Here is a 26032-nt window from a genome sequence, read left to right on the forward strand (position 1 = left end):
GACCAATAAATTTCCGTCTTTTGATCTGTTCATTATCTGTTTGTCCAGAATGTAAGAAGGATAAAAGGACGCGTACGACCACATTTTCATCTATGGCGGTGACGGTAACGTCATAGGGGATTACTCAACTGCGGGCGACTTTATGCGAATGGCGGGTTGAGCTGAGTCGCCACGACTCAGCTGGATCGGCAGCGGCGTGCGGGGACGGTGAAATGAGTCATTTTTACTCAACTGCGGGCGGCCTTATGCGTCTGGCGGGTTGAGATGAGTCGCCACGACTCAACTTCGGACGGCTGTATGCCGCTGCCGGAGCGAACCGGAATGCTTCCAATCCGCTTCCGGAGCGGATCGGAGAGCTTTCGTTCGGATGCCGCAACGGTCCGGAGAGCTTTCCACCGATTCTGTCGCTCGACAAACGGCGCTTCCCCGGCCTTCGTCCCGGAAGCCGCGTCCGGCAGCCGCCAACCGCCGTTCCATCCGATCCCCGACCTGCTTAAAACAATGCTTCCAGCGCCGGGTACAGCAGCTTGTACCGCTCGTACTTCCGCTCGTAATGCGCGATCAGCTCCGGATCCGGAACGAAAATCTCCTCCTGCCTGTCCCGGCCGAGACGGTCGACCGCTTCCCGGTAATCCCCGGTCCAGCCGACCGCCGCGAAGGCGAGCGCCGCCGCTCCGGCCGAGGGCAAATATTGCGCCTCCCCCGGCACCGCGATCTCGAAGCCGAATATATCGGCCATGATTTGGCACCACAGCCGGCTTTTCGTGCCGCCGCCGATCATCGTCATCCGGCGGCCGGACGGCGCAGGCGCGGCGGGCGCGACGACCTCCATCATCTGCCGCAGGGCGAACGCGACGCCTTCCAGTACGGCGACGCCCATATCGGCCTTCGTCGACGTCGGCCGCAGGCCGATCATCGAGCCGGACGCCCGGCCGTTTTGCACCGGGCACCGTTCGCCGTTCAAGTAAGGCAGGAACAGCAGCTCGTTGGCCGAGCGGTCCGAAGTCCGAAGCAGCCGCTCGAACGCTTCGTATGCCGTTTCCGCCGTTTCCGTTCCGCCCGGCTCCGGCCCGCCGGCTTCCGCCCCGGCGCCGCCCGGCGCCGCCGCGGGCCCGAAAGCCGCAAGCGCCCACTCCATGACGTTGCCCGCGTTCAGCACCGGCGCGATCGCAATATACGACTTCGGCTTCACGTAGCTTAAGTTGAAGGCTCCCGAGGAAACGTCGACGAAAGCGGACGCAGCCGCGGCGACCCAGCCGGTCGTCCCGATGTAGGCGTACAAATCGCCTTCCCGGTAGATGCCGGCTCCGAGCGTAGCCGCTCCCGCATCCCCGATGCCGCACAGAACGGGCGTGCCCGGAGCGAAGCCGGTAAACGCCGCCGCCTCGGGGACGACGACGCCGACCTGCTCGTCGGAAGGCCGGACGGGCGGCATTTTGCCCGGATCGAGCCCGTAGCGCTCGAACCAGGCTCCCGCCCAATCCCGCGTCGCGATGGCCATGCACCCGGACGTGGAAGCCGCCGTCGGATCGGTGGCCAACTCTCCCGTAAGCCGCGCGACGACATAGTCCTTCGCGCTGATCAGAAAGCCGGCGGTCCGCTCGTACGCGTCCGGCTCGTGCTCCCGCAGCCACAGCAGCTTCGGAAACGTAAGCGTCCCGTCCATATGATTGCCGGTGACCCGAAAAATTTCCTCGTCCCCGATATCGGCCCGAAGCCGGTCCGATTCGGCCGATGCCCGTCCGTCGGAATATAAGATAGCCGGACGAATCGGGCGCAGCCGCTCGTCCACCGGAATGCAGTCCTGCATTTGGCCGCTGAACGTGACGGAAACGATCGCTTCGGGCGCGATGCCCGCGGAAAACCAATGGCGGGAGATGTCGGCTACCGCCGCATACCAATCGTCCGGATGCTGCTCCATCCGCTGTCCGGATTGCAGGATGCGAAGCGGGACGTCCCGTTCCGCCCGGACCCCCATGTCCTGCGAGACGAGAATTCCTTTTACGTTGGTCGTCCCGATATCGAATGCGGCGATGTACTTCAAAGCGAAAAACTCCTTTCCGGACGCCCGACTTGCGCCGGCCCCGTCATGCCTGCGGCCGCCCCATCTTCTGCAGCAGAACCGCCGCGACGATGATGCACCCGGTAATGATGTCCTGCATATAGGTCGGCACCTGCAAAATCGTCAGCCCGTTGGCCAATATGCCGATGATCGCCGCCCCGACGAACGTGCCCCAAATGTTCGGGACGCCTTCCTTGAAGGAGGTCATGCCGATAAGCGCCGCCGCGTACGCCTGCAAGAACAAGCCTTCCCCGCCGTTCGGATGAGCGGAACCGAGCCTCGACGCCATTAAAATGCCGGTCAGCGCCGCCATCGCCGCGCAAAGCGCGAAAGCGGCGTTCTTGTTGATCGCGACGCGAACGCCCGCGACCCGAGAAGCCGATTCGTTGCCGCCGATCGCGTAAAGCTTGCGCCCGAACGGCGTATGGGCCATGACGTACCAGAACAGCACGGTCGCGAGCAGCATGATGATCGACAGCAGCGGAATGCCCGCCACGGACGTTTGTCCCAAATATCGGAACGAATCGGGAATGTTTTCGAACACGGTCGCCCCTCCGGTCAGCCGGAAGTTCAGCCCTCCCAAAATCGTCCCCATCGCCAGCGTCGTAATGAACGACAGCACTTTAAAGCGGGTGACGATCCAGCCGTTCACGAATCCGATCGCCAGCGCCGCGCCAAGCGTAACGAGAAAAACGACCGCAAGCGGATATCCTTTTACCGCAAGCAATGCCGCCGCCACGCCGCCGAAGCTCGCCATCGAGCCGACCGACAGGTCGAATTCGCCGACCGCCATCACCAGGGTCGCGCCGATCGCGATCAGCACGAGAAACGAAATTTGGCGCGAAATGTTGATCGCATTGTCTACCGTCGCGAACGAAGACGGACTTAAAACCGAAAAAACGACAATGATCAGAACGGCGGCCATAACCGTACCGTACGTCCGCAGCAGCCGCACGTAATTGGCGCCGGCCGCGGATGCTAACGTCTTCCCCATAAAGCGCCTCGCTTTCTTATCCCTGCCCGTAGCAGATTTGCAGCACCTGACCGGCGGTCAGGCCGTCTTCGTCCAGCTCGGCCGCGATGCGGCCCTCCCGCATGACGTACAAGCGGTCCGCGACGTCAAGCACTTCCTGCAAATCCGAAGAGACGAACAAAACCCCGCGGCCTTGCCGCGCCTGTTCTTTCAGCAGGCGATGAATCTCGGCCCGCGTCATGACGTCGACCGCCTGCGTCGGTTCGTCGCAGAGCAGCAGGTCGGGGTCGGAAAGCAGCGCCTTCGCGAAAACGACCTTCTGCTGGTTGCCGCCGCTAAGCTCGCCGACGGCCTGTTCGGTTCCCGTCGCCTTGACGTTCATCTCCGCCATCCGGCGTTCGACTTCGCCGCGTTCCTTCCGGCCCTTCATCCGGAACCCGCCGGAAAAAACGCCAAGAACGGGCAGCGTCATATTTTCCCGAATCGACATGCCGGCCACGAGCCCGTCCCGTTTGCGCTCCTCCGGAATAAGAACGGCTCCCCGCCCGAGCGAATGGCGCGGACTCAGGGCGATCGGGCCGCCTTTCAGCCGCGCCTCGCCGGACGAAACCCGCCGGAGCCCGTAAATCGCTTCCAGCAGCTCCGTCCGCCCCGCGCCCGCCAGCCCGAACAGGCCGACGATTTCATGCCGGCGTACCGTAAGACTCGCCTCGCGCACCTTTCCGTCTGCCGTAGAAAGCCCGCTCACCTCGAGCAGCGATTCGCCGGGGCGGAGCCGATCGCGCTTCGCGGACGCTCCGTCCGTCTTGTCGTCGCTCATCAGCCGAATCACGCGCTCTTTGCTCGTGTCTTCGGCAAGGAACGTTCCGACCGACCGTCCGTTGCGGAACACGGAAATCCGGTCCGACAGCCGGAAAATTTCGTCCATCCGGTGGGACACGTACAAGATGGCCGTGCCCTGGCTCGTCAGCCTGCCGATCAATTCGAACAGCCGCTCCGATTCCTGATCGGTAAGCGAAGCCGTCGGCTCGTCCAAAATGAGCAGCCTGCACCCCGTCATCATCGCCCGCATTATTTCCAGCATCGTCTTCTGAGGAGGAGACATTCGCGACGCGGCCAGATTCAGCTCGAGGGAAAGGCCGAGCTCGTCTCTCAGCCGATCGGCCTCCCGGCGCATTTTTCGCCAGTCGACCGCCGCTCCGAACGCTCTTTTCGGATAGTCCAGTCCGAGAAAAAGATTTTCATACCCGGTAAAAGACGGAACGAGATGCCTTTCCTGGTGCACCGCGTTGATCCCGAGCCGGCGCGCCTGAACGGGACTGCCGACATCGACCGGCCGTCCCTCCCACAGCAGCTCTCCGCCGTCCGGGACGTACACTCCCGTCACGATTTTGATCAACGTGGACTTGCCCGCGCCGTTTTCGCCTACGAGAGCGTGCACTTCCCCCGGTTCGATTTCGATGTCGACCCCGGATAGCGCGTAGTTTTGACCGAACCTCTTATCGAGTCGGCTTGCCTTCAACAAGGCCACAACCCCCGCCCCTTCCGTTCGGCCTCTTGCCAAACTTCGATTCTAATCCCTTCATCGTCCCAACGTATCGGCGTTATTCGGCGCTGTCCTTCGTAATCAGGCTGGCCGGTGCGTAAAGCTCGGTTCCTTCCACTTCCTGTCCCTGGAAGGTGCGATCGATCTGGGCGACGACGATATCCGCCATTCCTTCGAAGTTTTGCTCGACGGTGGCGATCAGCGGCGAACCCTTTTTGATCATATCGACCGCCTGGCTGTTGCCGTCGATTCCGATGACGACGATGTCGTCCCGTCCGGCCGCTTCGATCGCCTGCGCCGCGCCGATCGCCGGCTCGTCCCAGCCCGCCCAGACGGCCGTGACGGCGCCTTCCTGCTGATTGGCGAGAAGCAGGCTTTCCATTTGCTTGCGGGCGCTTTCGATCGGCCCGGGCACTTCGACCTGCTGCTCCGTTACCGTCTTCACGTCCGGAGCGGCGGCCAGCAGCTCATCCAGCTTCTCGGTCCGCTTCAGCACGCCGGGATGGGCCCGGTACGTCAGCACGACCAGATTGCCTTTGCCGCCGATCGTTTCGAACAAGTGGTTCGTGATCATCTCCGACATGGCCGCATTATCGCTCGTGGCGTTCATCGCCATGCCTTCGATATATCCGGAATCGCAGCCGAAGACGGGAATGTTATGCTCCGCCGCCGACTCGATTTGGCTTTTTACTTGATTCGGGTCCGTGCTGACGAGCACGATCGCGTCCGTTTTCGACGAGATGACGTCTTCCATCCGGCTCGCCAACTGGCCGACATCGCCCTTCGTATCGACGACGTTCGTCTTCCAGCCTTTCGCCTCCGCGTCTTTCTTCAGCTCTTCCACCATTTGGCCGGTCGTGACCGAGGATAGGAAGGGAGTCATAATCGAGACGGTCTTCTGACCCGCGTTCTCCGTGCCGGCGTTGCCGCTTTCATTTTCCGAGGCTCCGCAAGCCGCAAGGCTCAGCGCCAGTATGATAGCCGTCAGTAGCAAAAATCCTTTTTTCATTGCGTAGTGCCTCCCAGTTTGTATGGACGATCGAACATATTTGCAACTTTTCTGATTATAAGTCCCGGTTTGCCGGATGGCAAGGTGGCCTTGACCTTTGTGCCTATTCTTTGTCGAAAAACGCTACGGCCTGGAGACTTCGGAATACGGCTCCGGCACCGCTGCGGACGATCGGGGGTCAAGAGGGCGAAAATTGCGGGTACATTCGGCTTACGCGGGACGGTCAACGGTCAATGAATATAAAAAAACTTGCTCCGCTTGGGGAAAATCCCCCCGAACGAAGCAAGGCAAACGTCTTCTCGTTTTAGGCGTACCACGGATCCTGCATCAGCCACAAAACGACGAGGAAAACGATCAGCGTCAGCACGCTCAGCGTCTGCACCCGCGAGATCGCTCCGCTGGCGTCCGTGTTGCTTGCGGCCGCGGCCTGGATCCGCTTCAGCGGTCCTTGCATAATGCCGGTGAAAGCGCCCATGACGACAAACATCACGACCACGACGATCATCCAGGGGACGGTATAGTCGGCTTGCGAAATCAGATAGCCGCCGGTAAGCAGCTGAATGACGAGCGCGAACTGCCCGACTCTGCCGGCCGTCACCAATCCGTTCGCAAGTCCTTCCTGCGCAGGCGTGGACAATTGCCGAAACCTTGCCGCGACGAACGGAAGCACGGCATATATGCCCATTCCGACGGCGCCCACGACATGCAAAAACAACATAAACGTCGACATTTGTAGAAATCCTCCCAGCCAATATTTACAACAGTTCATGTCCAGTATACACAAAAAACGCCCAAAACGAAAACGAGCCGCTTCGAATTAACGGAAAGTTTGAATTTGCCGATTTTTCATCCGAATCGAATAAAAAGCGCACGCTCCGAAGCGGCTAGGCCGCAGCGAAGGTGCGCTTGATTAGCGTCGATGGCGCCGGGTTACCCTTTTTCCACGACTTGAATGACGTTGCGAACGGAATCGGCCGACTTGTCCAGCGCGGCTTTCTCTTCGGCCGTCAAATCCAGCTCGATCACCTTTTCGATGCCGTCGCCGCCGAGAACGGCGAGCACGCCCATGAACAGGTTGTCGTAGCCGTACTCGCCTTCCAGCAGGGCGATGACCGGGAGGATGCGCTTTTTGTCTTTCAGGATCGCCTCGGTCATTTGCACGAGAGAAGCTGCCGGAGCGTAGTAGGCGCTGCCGTTGCCGAGCAGGTTGACGATTTCGCCGCCGCCGACGCGGGTGCGCTTTACGATCGCTTCGATCCGATCGGCGGGCAGCAGCTGTTCGACCGGGATGCCGCCGATCGTCGTATAGCGGACGAGCGGAACCATGTCGTCGCCGTGGCCGCCGAGCACGACGCCGCGAACGTCTTCGACGGACACGTTCAGCGCTTGCGCGAGGAACGTGTTGTAGCGGGCCGTATCGAGCACGCCGGACTGGCCGATGACGCGGTTTTTCGGGAAGCCGAGCGCCTTGTTCGCGACGTAGGTCATCGCGTCGACCGGGTTTGACAGGATAATGACGTAAGCGTCCGGGCTCGTCGCCTTGACACTTTCGCAGACGGATTTGACGATGCCCGCGTTCGTGTTCACGAGGTCGTCGCGGCTCATGCCCGGTTTGCGGGCGATGCCGGCGGTAATGATGACGACGTCGGAGCCGGCGGAATCCTCATAGCTCGACGTGCCGACGATGTTCGCGTCGACTCCTTGCACCGGCGTCGATTCGAGCATGTCGAGGGCTTTGCCTTTCGTCGGGTTTTCCATCTGCGGGATGTCGAGCAGCACGACGTCTCCCAGTTCCTTTTGAGCGAGCATCAGCGCGGTCGTTGCGCCGGTGAAGCCGGCGCCGACCACCGTAATTTTAGCGCGCTTTATAGCCATATCCCGCAGCGCCTCCCGGTTACATGTTTTTGATGATTTCGTCGGCGAATTCGGAGCATTTGACTTCGGTCGCGCCTTCCATCAGGCGGGCGAAGTCATAGGTCACGATTTTGCTGTTGATCGATTTTTCCAGGCCTTTGTACACCAGGTCCGCGGCTTCCAGCCAGCCGAGATGCTCGAACAGCATAACGCCGGACAGAATGACGGAGCCCGGGTTGACGACGTCCTTGTCGGCATACTTCGGAGCGGTGCCGTGCGTCGCTTCGAAGATGGCGTGGCCGGTCGCATAGTTGATGTTGGCTCCCGGAGCGATGCCGATGCCGCCGACTTGGGCCGCCAGCGCGTCGGACAGGTAGTCGCCGTTCAGGTTCAGCGTCGCGATGACGTCAAAGTCGGTCGGACGGGTCAGCACTTGCTGCAGCGCGATATCGGCGATCGCGTCCTTGACGAGGATTTTGCCCTCGGCGAGAGCCGCTTTTTGCGCGGCGTTGGCCGCTTCCTCGCCTTGCTCGGCTTTGATTTTGTCGTATTGGCCCCAGGTGAAGGTTTGATCCGCGTACTCGGTTTCGGCCACTTCGTAGCCCCAGTTTTTGAACGCGCCTTCCGTGAATTTCATGATGTTGCCTTTGTGCACGAGCGTAACCGATTTGCGTTTATGCTTGATCGCGTATTCGATCGCGGCGCGAACGAGACGCTTGGAGCCTTCGGACGATACCGGCTTGATGCCGATGCCGGACGTTTCCGGGAAGCGGATTTTTTTGACGCCCATTTCCTTTTGCAGGAATTCGATCACTTTTTTCACGTCGGCCGTTTCGGCTTGGTACTCGATGCCGGCATAGATGTCCTCGGTGTTTTCGCGGAAAATGACCATGTCCACGAGGTCCGGGCGTTTGACCGGGGAAGGCACGCCGTCGAAATAGCGCACGGGACGCAAGCAAACGTACAGGTCGAGCTCCTGGCGCAGCGCGACGTTCAAGGAACGGATGCCGCCGCCGATCGGCGTCGTCAGCGGACCCTTGATGGCGATGATGTATTCGCGGATGGCGGTCAGCGTGTCTGCCGGCAGCCATTCGCCGTAAGTATTGAACGCTTTTTCGCCGGCGAACACTTCGTACCAGGCGATTTCTTTCTCTCCGTTATAGGCTTTCTTGACGGCGGCGTCGAGGACGCGTTTGGAAGCGCGCCAAATGTCGCGGCCGGTGCCGTCGCCTTCGATAAACGGAATGATCGGATTGTTCGGCACGTTCAGTACGCCGTTCGTTACGGTAATCGGTTGGCCGGAAGTCGGGGGAGCGAATTTTTCCAATTGCATGTTCATTTATCCTCCTGCAAGGTTATTTGTTCGCAAAAAACCGGAAGCTTAGCCGCGCTGTTCGATCGGCACGTAGTGCTGGCCGACGGGACCGACGTATTCGGCGCGCGGGCGGATGAGACGGTTGTCGGCAAGCTGCTCCAAAATGTGGGCGGTCCAGCCGGACACGCGGCTGATCGCGAAAATCGGCGTGAACAGGTCGCGCGGGATGCCCAGCATCGTGTAGCAGGAAGCCGAGTAGAAATCCACGTTCGGCTTCAGGCCCTTCTGGCCGGTGACGAGCTCCTCGATCTTGACGGACATCTCGTACAGGGTCGAGTCGCCCTTCAGCTCGCCGAGCTGGCGGGACATTTCCTGAAGGTGCTTCGCGCGCGGGTCGCCGTTCTTGTACACGCGGTGGCCGAAGCCCATGATTTTTTCCTTGTTGTTCAGCTTGTTTTGAATGTACGGCTCGACGTTGGCCAGGGAACCGATATCGTCCAGCATGACCATGACGGCCTCGTTGGCGCCGCCGTGCAGCGGACCTTTGAGCGCGCCGATCGCCGACGTGACGCCGGAGTAAATATCCGACAGCGTCGCGACCGTAACGCGGCCGGCAAACGTCGACGCGTTCAGCTCATGGTCGGCGTGCAGCACGAGCGCCTTGTCCAGCGCTTCGATCGCCACCGCCGCGGGTTCTTCGCCCGTCAGCATGTAAAGGAAGTTATGCGCGATGCCGACGCCTTTCTTCGGGGCGACCGGCTCCAGTCCTTGGCGGATGCGCGCGAAAGCGGCGACGACCGTCGGCAATTGGGCTTGCAGCTTGACCGCCTTGCGGTAATTGGCTTCGGCGCTCATGTCCTGAGCTTCCCCGTCGTACAAAGCGAGGCTCGATACGACCGTGCGGAGCGCGGCCATCGAGTTGGCGCTCTTCGGATAGAGGCGCAGGCCCGCGATCACTTCGTCGGACACGGCCGCGTATTCCCCGAGCTGGGCGAGCAGTTCGTCCAGTTCCCGTTGCGTCGGAAGCTTGCCTTTCCACAGTAAATAGGCGACTTCTTCGAAAGTCGCCTTTTCCGCGAGCTCGTCGATATCGATGCCGCGGTACGTCAAAACGCCATCGATGATGGAGCTGACGGATGAAGTCGCGGCGACGATTCCTTCCAGACCTTTTGTTGCCGTCATCGTTTTCTCTCCTTCGTTCCCAAAATTTCGAATTCGCCGGGGCGAATGCGAGCGCATGATTTCGTGCGCGGATTCTGCTGCAGGCCGCCAAAAAAGCGAGCAACGAAGACATTCCGCGCGTTAGGACGCGTAAAACGGAAAAAGTTTCAGCTTTTCTGACCTTTTTTTATGATAAACGATTTCAACGGCGAATGGAACCGAGGCCCGAATAAAAATGTCTTATCGATTGGATAATGATTTCTTGTCATGCGGCCACCCATAAGGATTAGCAAATTGTGACAAATTATTCGAGCCACGTTTTCGGCGTTTCGGAAAAAATGCCAAGATCCGTCCCGAGACCGCGATCTCGTCCGCTTTCTCTCTTTTGCCCCGGCGCCCCGGGTGGTAAAATGATTGCTAAACGCACATCAGAAGTCCGGCGTTCGGCGATTCGTCCTCCGACGGGGAAATTGCCGAAACCTGCCGGCCGTTCGTCATCGAAGGAGGCTCCCGACCTTTTGAATGCATCCGCCACCGTAACCGGCATGATCGATATCGGTTCGAACACCGTGCGTCTTGCCGTCTATCAAGTATCAAGCGAAGGCGCGTACCGCGTCATCGACCAGGGCCGGTGGTCCGCCAGGCTCAGCCAAAAGCTGGCCGAAGACGGAACGCTGCCGGACGCGACGCTCGCCGAGCTTGCCGAGGTGCTGCGGCATTACGGCAGCATTTGCAACATGCACGGCGCGAAGCAAATCCGGGCCGTCGCGACCGCCGCGATCCGCCAGGCGGCCAATCGCGATGTGGCGCTGCAGCGGTTGAAGCGCGAAACCGGCTTGTCGGTCGAGCTGCTGTCCGGCAAGGACGAAGCCCGTTACGGGAGCGTCGCCATGCTGCGCACGATGGATTTTTCCGACGCTTTTCTCGTCGATATCGGGGGCGGCAGCACCGAAATCAGCCTGATCCTCGGCCGCAAGGTCGCGGCTTCCGTTTCGTTTCCGATCGGCTGCGTCAACACCGCCGCCCGCTGGTCGTTGAACGGCAACCCGGTGCCGCCCGCCCTCCTGGAAAAAATCGAGGCCGCGGCGCGGAAGCTGTTCGAAGGCGAGCCCTGGATTTCGTCCCATCCCGGTCTCCCGCTGATCGGACTGGGGGGCACGGTTCGGGCATTGGCCAAATTCCGGCAGCGCAGCGACAACTATCCGCTGTCCAACTTGCACGGCTTCGAGATCGAGCCCCGGCTTCTGGACGAGAGCGTCGGGATGCTGGCCGCCTTGAACGTCGAGAAACGGCGCAAGGTGCCCGGTTTGTCCAAGGACAGAACCGACGTCATCGTCCCCGGGCTGGCCATTCTTCGCGCCGTTTTGAAATCGGCCGCGGCCTCGCGCATCGTCGTGTGCGGCGCCGGCATCCGGGACGGGCTGTTTTTCGAAACGTGCCTCCCCCGGGAAAAAACGCCCTCTCCGCAAGACGTGCTGAACGAAAGCGTACGCAACCTGACGACGCTGTATCCGGCCGCGCCGCGGGAGCATTTGGCCCAGGTCAACCGGCTGGCCCTGGACTTGTTCGACCGCCTCGCGCCGGCCGCCGGCCTGGGCGAGCCTTCGCGCAAATGGCTCGACGCGGCTTCGCGCCTCTTTCGCATCGGCGCGGTCATCGATTACAACGAATGCGCGAACCATACGTTCTACTTGCTGCTGAACGCGCATTGGTACGGGCTGTCGCACCGGGAGACGCTGATTACCGCGGCGATCGCCTCCTACCGGGGACCGAGCCAGCTCCGCCGCAAGCTGGCGCCGTATCGTACCATTCTGAAGGACGGAGACGTGGAGGCCTCGGCCCGGCTTGGCGTCCTGCTGCAGCTTGCGGCCGCGCTCGACCGCAGCGAATCGCAAGGAATCGTCGATCTGGACGTCGCCGTCGAAAAAGGCAAAAGCCTGGTGCTGACGGCCAGAGCGCGCCATCCGCTTCCGATGGAGAAAATGGAAGTCGAGTCCATTGCCAAAGACTTCAAAAAATGCTGGGGGCTGAGCCCCAAGCTCAAAGCCCGCTAAACGAGCCAAGCGGCGAAACGATACGAAAGCGGATGCCGGGCCGATTTCGACTTCCGAAACCGGCACCGACATCCGCCTTGGCGGCAATCTCTCAAAAATCCCCGGCGTTTTGCGCGCCCGCCTGCTCTTCCTCCGCCGCGGCTGCGGCCACTTTTTTCCACAGCAAAATATCGGCGGCCGCAAACTGGCTGCGCAGCGGCGCCTCGCCGGCCTTCGGGGCGACGCGCTTGTAGCCGCCGTCCGCCTGAAGCTCCCGCGCCTTTACATTGTCATGCAAATTCAACTCCAGCAAGTTGACGAGCATCTTTTTCAGCCCGGGGTCATAAACCGGACAGAGCAATTCCACGCGGCGAATCAAATTCCGCGTCATCCAGTCGGCGCTCGAAATAAACACTTCTTCCTTGCCTCCGCCGCCGACCGCCAAAATGCGGGAATGCTCCAGGTACCGGTCCACGATGCTGATGACGCGCACGTTTTCGCTCAGGCCGGGAACGCCCGGCCGGAGGCAGCAGACACCGCGGACGATCAGATCGATTTTGACGCCGGCCGCCGAAGCCTCGTAAAGCTTGTCGATCATCGACTGGTTCGACAGCGAGTTCATCTTCGCCAGAATGCGGGCCGGTTTTCCTTCCCGGGCGAAGGCGATTTCCCGGTCGATCAGCTCGAACAGCTTCGGCCGCAGGCCGGAAGGGGCGACGGCGATCGAACGCCAGTCGTGGGGCGTCGAGTATCCGGTCATTTCGTTGAACAGGGCGGAAGCATCCTCCCCGATCTCGGGATTGCAAGTAAACAGGCCGGCGTCCGTATACAAACGGGCCGTGTTTTCGTTGTAGTTCCCCGTTCCGACATGGACGTACCTGCGGAGCAGCCCGTTTTCCCGCCGGACGACGAGCGTAATTTTCGCGTGGGTTTTCAGGCCGACCAGCCCGTAGACGACATGGCATCCCGCTTTCTCCAGCTGTCTCGCCCAGGCGATGTTCCGCTCCTCGTCGAACCGCGCCTTAAGCTCCACGACAACGGTTACCTGCTTGCCCGATTCGGCCGCCGCGGCGAGCGCCTGCACGAGAATCGAATTCGCGTTGACCCGGTAGAGCGTCATTTTGATCGCGAGCACTTCCGGGTCTTCCGCCGCCTCGCTGATAAAATCGTTGACCGCTTCGAACGATTCGTAAGGATGGTAGACGAGCACGTCCCGCTCCCTCACCGCCGACAGCATGTCGTCCGTTTCCTCGAATTCCGCCGGATAGACCGGCTCTACTCGGGGATAGCGGAGATGCTCGGCGTTCGGCAGCGAGCCCGCGAACCGGGACAAAAACGACAAGTCCAACGGTCCGTCGATCTCCTCGATTTCGTCGTCGGCCAGCTCCAGTTCGTCGGCTAGCAATTCGCGAGCGTCCTCGTGCATGCCTTTCTCGATTTCCAGCCGGACGGGAAACCCCCGGCGGCGGCGGCGAAGCTCCTTCTCGATTTCCGCCAGCAAATCCTCCGCGCCTTCTTCATTAAGCGTAAGATCCGAATTCCGCGTCACGCGGAAAGCGTGTACCGCTTCGGTCGCGTAGCCGCTGAACAGCCGACCGATCTGCTCCTTGATCAAGTCTTCGAGCATGATGAAATAGTGCCTGCGCGTTCCTCTGCGTCCCGGAACCGGAACCGTTCGAGGCAGGATCGAAGGCACCTGGACGATCGCGCAGTAGGTCCGCTCTTCCTGCTTGTCCCCTTCGGTATCGGGCCGCAAGACGACGGCCATGTACAGCTCCTTGCTGTGCACGAGCGGAAACGGCCGGCTCGAATCGACCGCCATCGGCGTCAGCACCGGATAGACGATCTGCTGAAAGTACGAGGCCAATTCTTCTTTTTGCTCTTCGGTCAAATCCGGCCATTTGACGAAGACGACGCCTTCCTTGGCGATCGCCCGCATCAGCTCCCGGTACGCCTTGTATTGATCCTTCACCATCCGGTTGATCCGCTTGGCCAGCCGTTTGGTCAATCCTTGCGGAGTATAGCCGGTAAAATCGGGCTTGTTGAACCCCGCCCGCAGTTGATCCTTCAACCCGGCCACGCGAACGCTCATGAATTCGTCCAGATTGCTCGTTACGATCGATAAAAACTGAAAACGCTCAAGCAGCGGCGTCGTCGCGTCTTCCGCCTCTTCCAATACTCTGCGGTTGAATTCGATCCAGCTCAAATCCCGGTTTATATATTTCTTTGAAGCGGTCACCACAAGTCCCCCTATGCTGCGCTTAGGCATGCGAACCCACTTTCTTCTATCATTATGTCGGAAAAATGTAAACATAACGTTATGGGATTGTTAACGCTGCGTAAAATGACTTCGGGAAACGATCCTCGCGGCGACCTGCCTTCGGGCGGGCGACTTTCTCGATTTCCGGCCGGTTCATTGCGAACGGCAAATGATCCGAAAGGCGGCATTACCGCATCGGGCCGCCGTAGATGCGAAACGAGCCCGAGCGGAATTTGCGCTCGAGCCAATGGTACAGCCAGCCTTTGTAAAGCGGGCGGGTAAACGGAAGCAGCAGCGTCAACCCGACGATATCGGACAAAAAACCGGGGATGATCAGCAGCAAGCCGCCCGCCAGTATGCAAAGGCCGTTCAGCATCGCATGTCCGGGCGCCCCGCCGGATTGGAATTGCCGCTGCGCTTCCATCCAGGCTTTGCGGCCTTCCGTCTGCGCGAGCAGCGCGCCGGCAACGACGCCGAGCAGCAGCAAACCGAATGTCGAGCCCGCTCCGATCCAATCGGCGACAACGACGATGCCCGCAATTTCCGCCGCGACGGCCAAGACAAGCCATAAGCCGTATTTTTTTCTCATGATCATCCCTCCCCTTGAAAACGTGCCGAAGCCTTCTATGAGCTACGTAGAAGAGGCCGAATCCGTTTCGCCGTTCGCGCCGGTTTTTTTTGCAAGTTCGACGAGGGTCGCATATACCTCCGGCGCCTCCCTGTCCAGCCGGGCCGGCTTCCAGTCCCCGTTCACCCAGCCGTGCAGCGTGCCTCCGCTTGCCAGAAGCTTGCCTTCGGGCGCAGGGTCCGCATGGCGGATTTGCCCGTTTTGCGTCAAATCGCCAAGCATGATGCGATATTCGAAACGCAGGCGAACCTTGGTCATCTCCGTCACCCTCGTGCAGACGGTGACCCGATCGTCGTAGCTTGCGGGTTGATGAAAGTTCGCTTCCAGGCGCACGACCGGCAGAAGCAGCCCTTTCTCCTCGATATCGCGGTATGCGATTCCCGCCTGGCGAATCCATTCCGTCCTTCCGATTTCAAACCAGGTGACGTAATTCGTATGATAAACCACCTTCATCCGGTCGGTCTCCTGGTACCGGACGCGAAGCGCGTGAAGAAACCAATCGCCCAATGCTTGCGAAACCACCTTTCGATATGCCGGAAGCGACGGCTGTAATGGCCGTCGCTCCCGGTCTTTGCCCGTATTTGTAAGTTACAGCACTTTCGCCTGGCCGGAATAGATGACGCCTTTTTCGGCGTACAGCGTAATTTCCATGCCGTCGGACAGCTTTTCCAGGGCGTCGGCGACGCCGACGATGACCGGGATGCCGAGGTTGAGGCCGACGACGGCCGCATGGCACGTAATGCCTCCGCTCTCCGTAACGACGGCGGCGGCCTTCTGGAATGCCGGCATATATTCCTTGTCCGTCGACGGAGCGACCAGAACGGCGCCTTCGGTCATTTTCGCCACGGCTTCGTCCGGCGTGCGCGCGGTCACGACTTTGCCGGTCGCGCTTTGGGAGCCGATTCCTTGCCCTTGCGTGATCAATTCGCCGATGTGGTGAATTTTGATCAGGTTCGTCGTGCCGGAACGGCCGACCGGAACGCCCGCGGTAATGATAATCGTATCCCCGACGCGGACGATGCCCGATTGCAGGGCGCCTTCCACGGCGATTTCAAACATGCCGTCGGTCGTGTCGGCCATCGTTCCCTGCACCGGCACGACGCCCCATACGAGCTGCAGGCGGCGAAGCACCTGCTCCTGCGGCGTAACGGCGATGATCGGCGATTTCGGGCGGTATTTGGATACCATGCGGGCCGTATAGCCGCTCTCCGTCGACGTAACGATCGCTTTCGCGTCGAGATCGAGCGCGGAGTTCGCTACCGCCTGGCTGATCGCCTCGGTAACGGTCGTCTGCTGCGCTTTCGCCTGCTTTTGGAAAATTTCGCGGTAATGCAAAGCCGCTTCCGTGCGCTCGGCGATGCGGGACATCGTCGCGACGGATTCGAACGGATATTTGCCCGCGGCCGTTTCGCCGGACAGCATGATCGCATCGGTTCCGTCCAGGATCGCGTTCGCGACGTCGGACGCTTCGGCCCGCGTCGGGCGCGGATTGCGCTGCATGGAATCGAGCATTTGGGTAGCGGTAATGACCGGCTTGCCGGCCTGGTTGCACTTTTCGATCATCAATTTTTGCACGAGGGGAACTTCTTCGGCCGGAATTTCGACGCCGAGGTCGCCGCGGGCGACCATGAGCCCGTCCGAAACCTCTAAAATTTCGTCGAGGTTGTCTACGCCCTGCTGATTCTCGATTTTCGAAATGATCTGGATGTGGCGCGCATCGTGGCGCTCCAAAATTTCGCGGATTTCCAGCACGTCGCTCGCCCGGCGAACGAACGAAGCCGCGATGAAATCGACGCCCTGCTCGATGCCGAAACGGATGTCGTTCGCGTCCTTTTCGGTGATGCCGGGCATCGAGATGGCGACGCCGGGCACGTTGACGCCCTTTTTGCTCTTGATTTGTCCGCTGTTCACGATCTCGCACTTGATTTCCGTCCCCTGCACGTCCAGGACGCTGAGCCCGATGAGGCCGTCGTCGATCAGGATCGTCGAACCGACGCTGACGTCTTGCGGCAAGTCCTTGTACGTAACCGGGATACGCTCTTTATCGCCCAAAATTTCTTCCGTCGTCAGCGTGATCGTCTCGCCCTGAACGAGCTCGATCGGCTCTTCCTTCAGCTTGCCGAGGCGAATTTCGGGACCTTTCGTGTCGAGCAAAATCGCGACCGTCTTGCCGAGCTCCTTGCAAGCTTGCCGGATGTTCAAAATCCGCTTGCCGTGTTCTTCGTAGTCCCCGTGCGAAAAGTTGAGACGGGCTACGTTCATGCCGGCTTGGATAAGCTTTTTTGTGTTTTCCAGCGATTCGCTTGCCGGACCGATCGTACAGACGATTTTTGTTTTGCGCATGGTTTTCTCTTCCTCCGTCGTTTTAACATCAAAGTCAAACGGCCCCGCTTCTCTGCGCCTGCGGTCAAACAGGCTCCAGGGAGGCGAATCGGCCGATGCTGCGAAACTTGGCGTAGCGATCCTCGATCAGCTGCTCGGCCGTCATCCGCGAAAGCTCCTCAAGCTGCGCCCACAGCGCCGTCTTGACCGCTTCGGCCGAGGCCGCGGGGTCGCGGTGCGCTCCGCCTTTCGGCTCGGGCACGATCTCGTCGATGATGCCGAACTGCTTCAGATCCTTGGCCGTGATCTTCATCGCTTCCGCGGCTTGCTCCGCCTTGGACGCGTCCTTCCACAAAATCGAAGCCGCGCCGTTGGGCGAAATGACGGAATAAATCGCGTTCTCGAGCATGAGGACGCGGTTGCCGACGCCGAGAGCGAGCGCCCCGCCGCTTCCGCCTTCGCCGATGACGACGCAAATAATCGGCACGCCGAAAAGCGCCATTTCCTTCAGGTTGCGGGCGATGGCTTCGGATTGGCCGCGCATCTCGGCGGTGTCGCCGGGATAAGCGCCCTTCGTATCGATAAACGTAATGATCGGGCGTCCGAATTTGTTCGCTTGCTGCATGAACCGAAGAGCCTTGCGGAACCCTTCCGGGTGCGGACTGCCGAAAAACCGCTGAATGTTGTCCTTCGTGTCCTTCCCCCGCTGATGGCCGACAACCGTGACCGGAACGCCGTTCAGCTTGGCAAGTCCGCCGACGATCGCCAAATCGTCCGCGAACAGGCGGTCGCCGTGAAGCTCGATAAAGTCGGTAAAAATCAAATTGATATAATCAAGGGAAGTCGGGCGCTGATGCAGCCGGGCCAGATGCATGATTTGCGCGCCGGTCAATTGGCTGTAGATTTCTTCCTCCAGCTTCTTGTAGCGCTCCTCCAGCCGGTTCAGCTCTTCCGAAAAATCGATATTTTGATCGAGGCCGACACGCCGCAGATGCTCGATTTTCTTGCGAAGCTCGTCCAGCGGCTGTTCGAACGGCAGCTCAGTTGACATCGGCGCGTTCTCCTTTCCCCGAATGCATGTCAAGCAGTTTGGTCAAGAACGCCTTCATGTCCTTGCGGTGCACCACTTTGTCCAATTGGCCGTGCTTCAGGTTGAATTCGGCCGTCTGGAAATTGTCCGGCAGCTTCTGGCGGATCGTCTGCTCGATGACGATGCGGCCCGCAAAGCCGACGATCGCTCCCGGCTCGGCGATAATGTAATCGCCAAGGCTTGCGAAGCTGGCGGAAACGCCGCCCAGCGTCGGATCGGTGAAGACGGAAATGAACAAGCCGCCGTCTTGCTGGAACTTCGCCAGCGCGGCGCTCGTTTTGGCCATTTGCATCAAGCTTAAAATCCCTTCCTGCATCCGCGCCCCCCCGGAGGTGGAGAACAGCAGCAGCGGGAGCTTCTTTTCCATGGCGAGCTCGATCGCTCGCGTCGTCTTTTCGCCGACGACGGAGCCCATGCTGCCGGTAAAAAAGTCGAAGCTCATGACGCCGATGACGACGGGGAAGCCCCCGATCGTGCCTTCGCCCGTCACGATCGCGTCGTTCAGGCCGGATTTCTGCTTTTGCAGCTCCAGCTTCTCCTTATAGCCCGGGAACTCGAGCGGATCCTCGGCGATCAGATCGGCGTCAATCTCAAAAAGACGCCCTTCGTCAAGCGTCATCGCGACGCGTTCCGAGGCGCTCAATCGAAAATGGTGTCCGCAGGTGGAGCATACTTTAAAGTTCTTTTCCAGTTCTTTCGTAAACTGAATCGTGCCGCATTGAGGACAGCGGTTCATCAGCCCTTCGGGAATTTCCCGCTTCGGGCGTTCTTCCTCCTGGTCGGGACTTGTCCCTGCAGCCGACGGGACGACGGCGTATTTTCTCTTCTGAAATAAATCCTTGAACACAGCGACACCTCACATGGCAAAGATGACGGGCTTCTCCGGCCGTACGATCGGCCTATGTCCCGCGTCGAGCAGGCGAGACGTTCGCATTTCGGTCCGCCGAAGTGCGGGCGTGCAGCCGCATGAGTTTCCGTTCGCGCCTGTCATGCCGCAAGCCGCATGACGGCTTCCGGGGCGTCTGCCGCGCATTCAACTAAACTATGAAAAATGAGACCGGAAAACAGTCGATTCCAATCGGTTACATATGCAAAATGCTTCCGAGCACTTCCTGCACTTCCTGCACTTCGCCGGACGGCACCAATATCTCATATTGAGGCTTGGTCAGGTTGATGGGGCGCACCTGCACGAGAAAGCCTTCCTCCGTGAGGCGCTTCTGAATCCGTTCCGCGATTTTAGCGGTCGGCGCGATGTAGATGACCGTCCACATGAAGCGGTACCCCCAAATAATTACTTTAGACGCTTGGACGCAAATTTAGACGCTCGAACACAAGTTTGGAAGCTTGGCCGCCGACGCCGCCTATCACGATAAAGAAATGATAGCACACATGTCGTGAGACTAGCAACCGAAGGTCCGAGCGGCTGATGGCTATTTGACCCGCGCGCTGCCTTCTCCCAGCAGCGACTCGATCTCGCGGAGCAGCTCGGGCGACGGCTTGACGCGATATGCGTCGTTGAGCGCCAGCGTCCGGTGCCCGCGCTCGTAAAACAGCACCGTCTGCAGCGGCCCGGGGTGCGCGGACAGCATCTCCTGCAGCCGGGCCAGCACTTCCGGCCGCTCGCAACGCTCGCCGATGCGGACGTACACGCGCTGGCCCGCCGCCTGGCGCCCGCTTGCGCGCCCCTGCCCCGCCGCGACGGAAGCCGCGCGCCCGCCGCCCGCTTCCGGCCGGGCCGCAAAGGCGGCGCCTTCGGAGGACGGCGCCGCCTTTGCGGCCGCCCGGCCCCCCGCCGGCGCCTCGCGGCCGAAGCCGGGGCCCGCGCGGCGCAGACGCTCCGCCTGCGCGGCCAAATCCGGCGCCGCCAGCGGCACGATGCCGTCGGCGAGCAGCTTGAAGTCTTCGTCGCCGTGCTGGAGCTTCGCCTTCACGAGCACGAGCGCCCCCTTCCCCGCGAAGGAGGACGCCGTCTTCCAAACGCTCGGGAACGCGACCAGCTCGACGCCCATGATCCGGTCCTCCAGCTCGAGAAACGCCATCGCCTGGCCGTTTTTCGTCACGATCGGCTTGACGGAAACGATCATGCCGGCCGTAAGCACCGGCGCGCCGTCCGGCGCTTCCGCGAGATCGACAAGCCGGTCCAGCCGGAGCGTATCCCATAACCCGGCGTATTCGTCGAGCGGGTGGCCCGACAGGTACAAGCCCATCAGCTCGCGCTCGAACTCCAGCGTCTGCGCCTGCGTGAACGGCGACACCCCCGGCAACTCGACGGCCCAGTTCGGGGAGTCGCCGAGATCGTCGAGCACGAGCTGGAGCTGCATTTCATCCCGTTCCTTCCGCCACTGCACGGCCGCTTCGACCATTTCGTCCAGCGCCGCGTACTTCTGCGCCCGATGGCCGGGGAACGTGTCCAGCGCTCCGGCGAGCAGCAGCGATTCGATGACCCGCTTGTTGCACGTGCGGGGATCGACCCTTCGGCAAAAATCGAGCAAATCGGCAAACGGGGCCTCGTCCCGCACCGCCAGCACGCTCTCGATCGCCTGCGTGCCGACGTTTTTGACCGCGGCGAGACCGAAGCGGATCGCACGGCCGGCGGAGGAGTTAGCCGGCGTAAACAGCACGCCGCTTTCGTTGACGTCCGGCGGCAGCACGGAAATCCCCATCCTCCTGCATTCGTCGACGTACTCCGCCGTTTTGCGCTGGTTGCCGATCACCGATGTCAGCATCGACGCCATGAAAGGCACCGGATAATGCGTCTTCAAGTAGGCCGTCTGAAAAGCGAGCACCGCATACGCGGCGGCGTGCGCCCGGCAAAAGCCGTAATCGGCGAACCGGACGATCATATCGTAAACGTGGTTGGCCTCCTCTTCCCCGAAGCCCTGCCTCAGGCTCCCCCGAACGAAAAATTGCCGCTGCTCGTCCAGGATTTCGCGCTTCTTTTTGCCGACGGCGCGCCGGAGCAGATCCGCTTCGCCGAGCGTGAAGCCGGCCATTTGCGACGCGATTTGCATGATCTGTTCCTGGTACACGATGATGCCGTACGTATCTTTCAAAATCGGCTCCAGCGACGGGTGCGGATAATGGACCGCCACCTTCCCGTGCTTCGAGGCGATGAACTGCGGAATGAATTCCATCGGTCCCGGCCGGTACAGCGCGATGACCGAGACGATGTCCTCGAACGAGGACGGCTTCATTTCCCGGAGCACGCGCCGCATGCCGGCCGACTCGAGCTGGAAGATGCCGGTCGTATCGCCTCGTCCGAGCAGCTCGTACGTTTCCTTGTCGTCCGCGGAAATGCCGGACCAGTCCAGCTTGCTGCCGGTCTCCTCCTCGATCCAGCCGAGCGTCCGCTCGATGATGGACAGCGTGCGGAGGCCGAGGAAGTCCATCTTCAGCAAGCCGACCGCTTCCAGGTTTTCCATCGAATATTGCGTGAGCGGCACGCCGTCCGTCCCTTCCTGCAGCGGAACGTAGTCGGTCAGCGGTTCGGTCGAGATGACGACGCCGGCGGCGTGCGTCGAAGCATGCCGCGGCATCCCTTCCACGCGGCGGGCCATGGCGACCAGCTCCGCCGATCGCCCTCCGGCCTCGCTTAGCGCGCGAAACTCGGGGCTGATCTCCATCGCCCGCTCGATCGACATGCCCGGGGCGGGCGGAATGAGCTTCGCCGCCTTGTCGACCTCGCCGTACGGGACGTTCATCGCGCGGCCGACGTCGCGGACGGCCGCGCGCGCGGCGAGCGTTCCGAACGTGATGATTTGCGCGACGCGGTCGCTGCCGTATTTGCCGGCAACGTAGCGAATCACCTCGTCCCGGCGCTCGTCGCTGAAGTCGATGTCGATGTCGGGCATCGTCACCCGCTCCGGGTTGAGGAACCGTTCGAACAGCAGGTGATGCTTGAGCGGGTCGACGTCGGTAATGAACAGCGAATAGGCGACGAGGCTTCCGGCGGCCGACCCCCGGCCGGGGCCGGTGACGATGCCGTTCTCGCGGGCGAACCGGATAAAATCCCACACGATCAAAAAATAATCGTCGAATCCCATTCTTCCGATGACCCCGAGCTCGTAAGCGAGCCGCTCCTCGGCCTCGCGCCGGAATTTCCCGGTGTCCGGAGCGCCCTCGCCTTCCGCCCAGCCGTATCGCCGGGCCAGCCCTTCCCGGCTGAGCCGGGCCAAATACTCGCCGGAGGTCGTCCCTTCCGGCAGCGGATGAAACTTCGGCAGCACGTGCCGATCGAAATCGAGCTCCAGCTCGCAGCGCTCTGCGATGCGCGCGGTATTGGCGATCGCCTCCGGCGCGTGGCGGAACAGCGCCGCCATTTCGTCCGCGCTTTTCAGAAACAGCTGGCTCGTATCCAATTTCAGCCGGTCGGGATCGTCGAGCGTTTTGCCGGTGCCGATGCAGATGAGCACGTCCTGCAGCTCGGCGTCGTCCTCGCAAAGATAGTGCGAGTCGTTCGTCGCCGCCAGCGGGATGCCCGTTTCCTCCGCGAGCCGCAAAAGGCCCGCGGCCGTCTTTTTCTGCTCGAGCACGCCGTGATCCTGAAGCTCGAGAAAATAATCGTCCCCGAACAGCTCCCGGTACTTCAGCGCCAGCGCTTTGGCCTCGTCGTAGCGGTCGTGCAGCAGGTGCTGGGACAGCTCGCCGTTCAGGCAGCCGCTCAGACAGACCAGTCCCTCCGCATGGCGCGACAACGCTTCGAAATCGATGCGGGGCTTGTAATAAAAGCCTTCCAGATGGCCGATCGTGCTCAGCTTCATCAGATTGCGGTAGCCCGTCCCGTTTTTGGCGAGCAGCGTCAAATGGTAGATCGGCTGTTCCTTGCGCGACGTTTTCTCGTGGCGCGAACCGGCCGTTATATACGCCTCCATGCCGATAATCGGCTTGATGCCGCGCTCCCGGCACGCCTTGTAGAATGGAATGGCGCCGTACAGAACCCCGTGGTCCGTCAGCGCCAGCGCCTTCATGCCGAGCTCCGCCGCCCGGTCGGCCATCTCCCGGATGCGGGAGGCGCCGTCGAGCAGGCTGTATTCGCTGTGAACGTGCAAATGAACGAATTCGCACATATCGATCCCTTCTTTTCCGCGTAAACTCCCTTTTTTCATTGTATCATAAGCGGCCGGACCCGTCCCATATAGATGATAGTGGGAGGAATGGACATGAACCGGATCTATGCGCAAGCGACGCTGGATTTTTTCATCGCGTTCGGCGTCGTGCTCGGCGCGGCCGTGCTCGCGGGAATGGCTTCTTTTTTTCTGTGGCGGTCGCCCGTCGAAACGATGCTGGACATCGCGGGCCGAATCAAAATATGGGCGGTCGTCGTCGCCATCGGCGGCTCGATCGATCCGATCCGCGTCATCGAATCGCACGTCATGAAAGGCTATTTGTCTCCGGCCGTCGAGCAGATCGGCTATATTTTATGCGCCTTCCTCGGCGCGCATCTGGCGACGGAGCTCATCCAGTGGATGTGCCGGGACGCGGGGTGAGCGGCCGATGAGAGTGCCGGATTTCAGCCGTTACCGCAAAGGGATGCAGGCCGCGGCTTTTCTGCTGTGCGGCATGATCCTGGGGGCCGCCGTCCATCAAGGCATGGTGCTCGACCAGACGCACCGGATCGTCGCGGACAATTTCGAGCTGAAAGAGCAGCTTCACCTGACCGAGCAGCAGTTGCAGGCGACGCGCAAGGAAACGTCCATCCGCAGCATCGTCGTCTATATCGAGGAACGGCCGGACGACCCTCCGCTCGACCGGGCGGCCGAAGCGGAGCTCAAGAAAAGGCTCTCCGGCAAAAACGGGGATTTGAACGTTTTTCTCGGTCGCAAAATCTACGATATCGGCTCCGAAGCCCAAATGGCCCGGGCGCTTCTGGAGGGCAAGCGGTACACGGACGTCGGAGGAAAAAATTACGCCGTCAGCATAAGGACGATGCTGGTCGCCGACGGCGTCCTGACCGTATGGATCGAAGCCCGCCCTACGCTTAAATAGCCCGAAGCGGCCTCCGTCTTTTTATGATAGAATGTGGGGGACAAACGTTTAAGGGGTTGCTCGAGTTGTTAATATCCGTGCTTCAATGGACGTTTTCCCTGTCCGTCGTCGTGTTGTCGGTGCTTGCCGTCTACAACAGCTACCGTTCCCGCCGGAATGCCGATCCGGTGCTGCGCGGCCTTTACGGGGCCCGGACGAACATCTTTATCGGGCTGACGCTCTCCGTTCTCGCGCTCGTTCAGATGGTTCTGTTTACCGGCTCGACCGTCCGCGTCATCGTCGGCGCCGTTTTCCTGCTGATGGGGCTGTTCAACCTGTTTGCGGGCATCCGCAACCATTCGGTTTTCACGAAACTCCGATCGTCTGCGCGATAAGCATCGCTTTGGCCATCGTGTCCCCTTCGTGCAGCACCTGCACCTCCATTATGATGTGACGGCGGCTGGATTCGATAATACTCGGCACGATGGCGATCGTCGAATCGATGGGCACGGTACGGAGAAAATACGTCGTCATGCTTTCCAGCACGTGCTCCCGCTTGCGCAAATCGCTCGCCGCCTTGACCGCGGCCTGCTGCATCAGCGCCGCGAGCACGCCTTCGGACACCGTGCCGAGCGGACCGGACATTTGCGGCGAGACCATCCCCGTGAAGACCGGACGGTTCTCCTCGTCCCTCCGTTCCGTAAATCCGCTCCACATCAGGGCGTCGAACGTTTCGCCCTGCTGCGCCTGCTGTCCCCCGAACTGCATCGACCGGAGCACCTCCGTGCGGCTGATGACGCCGATCAGCTTGCGCTGCCGGTCGACGACCGGGAGCAGCTCCAGTCCCTCCGATACCATCTGGTGGGCGGCGGCCGCGATCGGCGTCGTCAGCGTCACCGTCATCGGCCTGCGCGTCATGAGCTTGTCGAGCGGCTGATCCGGGGGCGAGCCGGCCACGTCTTTGGCCGTGATCATCCCGACCGCGCGGTTCCATTCGTCCGTCACCGGAAATCTCGTAAACCCGGTTTCGGCGCTCAGCTTCGCGAAATCCGCCACCGAAGCCGATTGCTTCAGCGAACGCGTCCTTGCCGACGGCTCCACGATATCGCCGATCATCATGATTTTTCGTTTGATGAGCCGGTCGAACATCGCCCGGTTGATCATCGACGCGACCGTAAACGTATCGTGCCGGCTCGTCAAAATCGGCAGCTGCCGTTCGTCCGCCAGCGCCTTGACGTCGTCGCTCGTGCCGAAGCCGCCGGTCACGAGCACCCCCGCTCCGTGCTCGAGCGCGAGGCGGTGGGCGTTTTGGCGGTTGCCTACGATCAGCAGGCTGCCCGCGTCGATATAGCCCATCATCTCGTCCAGCTCCATCGCCCCGATCACGAATTTGTGGAGCGATTTGCCGAGCCCCGCTTCCCCGCCGAGCAGGCTTCCCTGAACGATCTCCAGCACTTCCTCGAACGTAAGCTGATCCGGGCTGTTGCGGCGCTTTTTGTCGACCCGCACGGTGCCGATTCTTTCCTTCGTATTTACGTAGCCGAGCTGCTCCGCTTCCTTGAGCGCCCGGTACGCCGTGCCTTCGGATACGTCGCGATCCTTTGCCATCCGGCGAACCGAGATCCGGGTTCCGACCGGCAAGTCGCGTATATACTGCAGCAGCTGCTCGTGCTTCGTCTGTTCTCCGCCCGGCGCGTCGCCAGCCGTCATCGCGGTTCCTCCTTGCATCCGGTTTTTATCCAGTTTACCATAACGCGTCCATAGGAAAAAAAGACTATGATATTGCCCGCGAAAAAAGGTAAAGTAGAAGCTGGA

Annotated in this window: 21 protein-coding genes; 4 read left to right on the plus strand and 17 right to left on the minus strand. The window is 60.8% G+C overall.

All coding sequences use genetic code 11. The annotated features are described in order from the left end of the window. Window positions 1-493 precede the first annotated feature (493 nt). From B7E11_RS09725 to citZ, 8 genes are all read right to left on the minus strand, one after another. Window positions 494-2044 carry a xylulokinase gene (locus B7E11_RS09725; protein ID WP_080833839.1) on the minus strand — a complete coding sequence of 517 codons (1551 nt, stop codon included), beginning with the start codon at window positions 2042-2044 and terminating at the stop codon, window positions 494-496. Between the two features lie 43 nt (window positions 2045-2087). Beyond that, entirely contained in the window at window positions 2088-3056 is a 969-nt protein-coding gene (locus tag B7E11_RS09730) for an ABC transporter permease (RefSeq protein WP_080833841.1), read from the minus strand. Window positions 3057-3072: 16 nt separating this feature from the next. After that, the gene (locus B7E11_RS09735) at window positions 3073-4566 is read right to left on the minus strand and encodes a sugar ABC transporter ATP-binding protein (protein WP_213084132.1); all 1494 of its coding nucleotides are present in this window, start codon (window positions 4564-4566) and stop codon (window positions 3073-3075) included. Between the two features lie 73 nt (window positions 4567-4639). After that, the gene (locus tag B7E11_RS09740; protein WP_080833845.1) at window positions 4640-5590 is read right to left on the minus strand and encodes a sugar ABC transporter substrate-binding protein; all 951 of its coding nucleotides are present in this window, start codon (window positions 5588-5590) and stop codon (window positions 4640-4642) included. 304 nt (window positions 5591-5894) lie between these two features. Next, window positions 5895-6320 carry a DUF2269 family protein gene (locus tag B7E11_RS09745; protein ID WP_080833847.1) on the minus strand — a complete coding sequence of 142 codons (426 nt, stop codon included), beginning with the start codon at window positions 6318-6320 and terminating at the stop codon, window positions 5895-5897. A gap of 200 nt (window positions 6321-6520) precedes the next feature. After that, window positions 6521-7465: a malate dehydrogenase gene (gene mdh, locus B7E11_RS09750; RefSeq protein WP_080833849.1), complete on the minus strand. Its 945-nt coding sequence runs from the start codon at window positions 7463-7465 to the stop codon at window positions 6521-6523. 19 nt (window positions 7466-7484) lie between these two features. Beyond that, window positions 7485-8777 carry an NADP-dependent isocitrate dehydrogenase gene (gene icd / locus B7E11_RS09755; RefSeq protein ID WP_080833851.1) on the minus strand — a complete coding sequence of 431 codons (1293 nt, stop codon included), beginning with the start codon at window positions 8775-8777 and terminating at the stop codon, window positions 7485-7487. A gap of 48 nt (window positions 8778-8825) precedes the next feature. Next, window positions 8826-9941 (minus strand): citrate synthase, encoded by a 1116-nt coding sequence (citZ, locus tag B7E11_RS09760; RefSeq protein WP_080833853.1) that lies wholly within the window; start codon window positions 9939-9941, stop codon window positions 8826-8828. Window positions 9942-10438: 497 nt separating this feature from the next. Between citZ and B7E11_RS09765 the strand changes: the two genes are divergently transcribed. Further along, on the plus strand, window positions 10439-11974 hold the full coding sequence (locus tag B7E11_RS09765; RefSeq protein WP_176220675.1) for a Ppx/GppA phosphatase family protein: 1536 nt from the start codon (window positions 10439-10441) through the stop codon (window positions 11972-11974). A 91-nt stretch (window positions 11975-12065) separates the two neighbouring features. Here B7E11_RS09765 and ppk1 read toward each other — a convergent pair whose 3' ends face one another. The 8 genes from ppk1 to B7E11_RS09805 all read right to left on the minus strand — a co-directional run bounded on the left by ppk1 (window position 12066) and on the right by B7E11_RS09805 (window position 23319). Beyond that, complete coding sequence (ppk1, locus tag B7E11_RS09770; protein WP_425430062.1) at window positions 12066-14192, minus strand: polyphosphate kinase 1; 2127 nt, start codon at window positions 14190-14192, stop codon at window positions 12066-12068. Window positions 14193-14400: 208 nt separating this feature from the next. Next, a complete protein-coding gene (locus B7E11_RS09775) occupies window positions 14401-14802 on the minus strand; it encodes an FxsA family protein (protein WP_080833860.1) in 402 nt (133 codons plus the stop codon). 42 nt (window positions 14803-14844) lie between these two features. Further along, window positions 14845-15348 (minus strand): acyl-CoA thioesterase, encoded by a 504-nt coding sequence (locus B7E11_RS09780; protein WP_080833862.1) that lies wholly within the window; start codon window positions 15346-15348, stop codon window positions 14845-14847. A gap of 81 nt (window positions 15349-15429) precedes the next feature. Then, entirely contained in the window at window positions 15430-17184 is a 1755-nt protein-coding gene (pyk, locus tag B7E11_RS09785; protein ID WP_080833863.1) for a pyruvate kinase, read from the minus strand. A gap of 64 nt (window positions 17185-17248) precedes the next feature. Then, window positions 17249-18214, minus strand: a complete 966-nt coding sequence (locus B7E11_RS09790; protein WP_080833865.1) for an acetyl-CoA carboxylase carboxyltransferase subunit alpha — start codon at window positions 18212-18214, stop codon at window positions 17249-17251. Further along, window positions 18204-19100 carry an acetyl-CoA carboxylase, carboxyltransferase subunit beta gene (gene accD, locus B7E11_RS09795; RefSeq protein WP_080833867.1) on the minus strand — a complete coding sequence of 299 codons (897 nt, stop codon included), beginning with the start codon at window positions 19098-19100 and terminating at the stop codon, window positions 18204-18206. Before accD ends, B7E11_RS09790 begins: the two co-directional genes overlap by 11 nt. Window positions 19101-19335: 235 nt before the next feature. Next, window positions 19336-19524: a glutamate decarboxylase gene (locus B7E11_RS09800; protein ID WP_080833869.1), complete on the minus strand. Its 189-nt coding sequence runs from the start codon at window positions 19522-19524 to the stop codon at window positions 19336-19338. A gap of 159 nt (window positions 19525-19683) precedes the next feature. Beyond that, window positions 19684-23319 carry a DNA polymerase III subunit alpha gene (locus B7E11_RS09805; RefSeq protein WP_080833871.1) on the minus strand — a complete coding sequence of 1212 codons (3636 nt, stop codon included), beginning with the start codon at window positions 23317-23319 and terminating at the stop codon, window positions 19684-19686. A 93-nt stretch (window positions 23320-23412) separates the two neighbouring features. Between B7E11_RS09805 and B7E11_RS09810 the strand changes: the two genes are divergently transcribed. The 3 genes from B7E11_RS09810 to B7E11_RS09820 all read left to right on the plus strand — a co-directional run bounded on the left by B7E11_RS09810 (window position 23413) and on the right by B7E11_RS09820 (window position 24612). After that, window positions 23413-23739: a YtrH family sporulation protein gene (locus B7E11_RS09810; RefSeq protein ID WP_080833873.1), complete on the plus strand. Its 327-nt coding sequence runs from the start codon at window positions 23413-23415 to the stop codon at window positions 23737-23739. A gap of 7 nt (window positions 23740-23746) precedes the next feature. Next, window positions 23747-24238, plus strand: a complete 492-nt coding sequence (locus tag B7E11_RS09815; protein ID WP_080833875.1) for a sporulation membrane protein YtrI — start codon at window positions 23747-23749, stop codon at window positions 24236-24238. 65 nt (window positions 24239-24303) lie between these two features. Then, window positions 24304-24612, plus strand: coding sequence for a YtpI family protein (locus B7E11_RS09820; protein WP_080833877.1), 309 nt, complete (start codon window positions 24304-24306; stop codon window positions 24610-24612). Here the strand turns inward: B7E11_RS09820 and B7E11_RS09825 are convergent. Next, window positions 24584-25927 (minus strand): DRTGG domain-containing protein, encoded by a 1344-nt coding sequence (locus B7E11_RS09825; protein ID WP_080833879.1) that lies wholly within the window; start codon window positions 25925-25927, stop codon window positions 24584-24586. The genes B7E11_RS09820 and B7E11_RS09825 overlap by 29 nt on opposite strands. Window positions 25928-26032: the final 105 nt, after the last annotated feature.

Source organism: Cohnella massiliensis, from assembly GCF_900169535.1.
GTDB lineage: Bacteria > Bacillota > Bacilli > Paenibacillales > Paenibacillaceae > Cohnella > Cohnella algarum.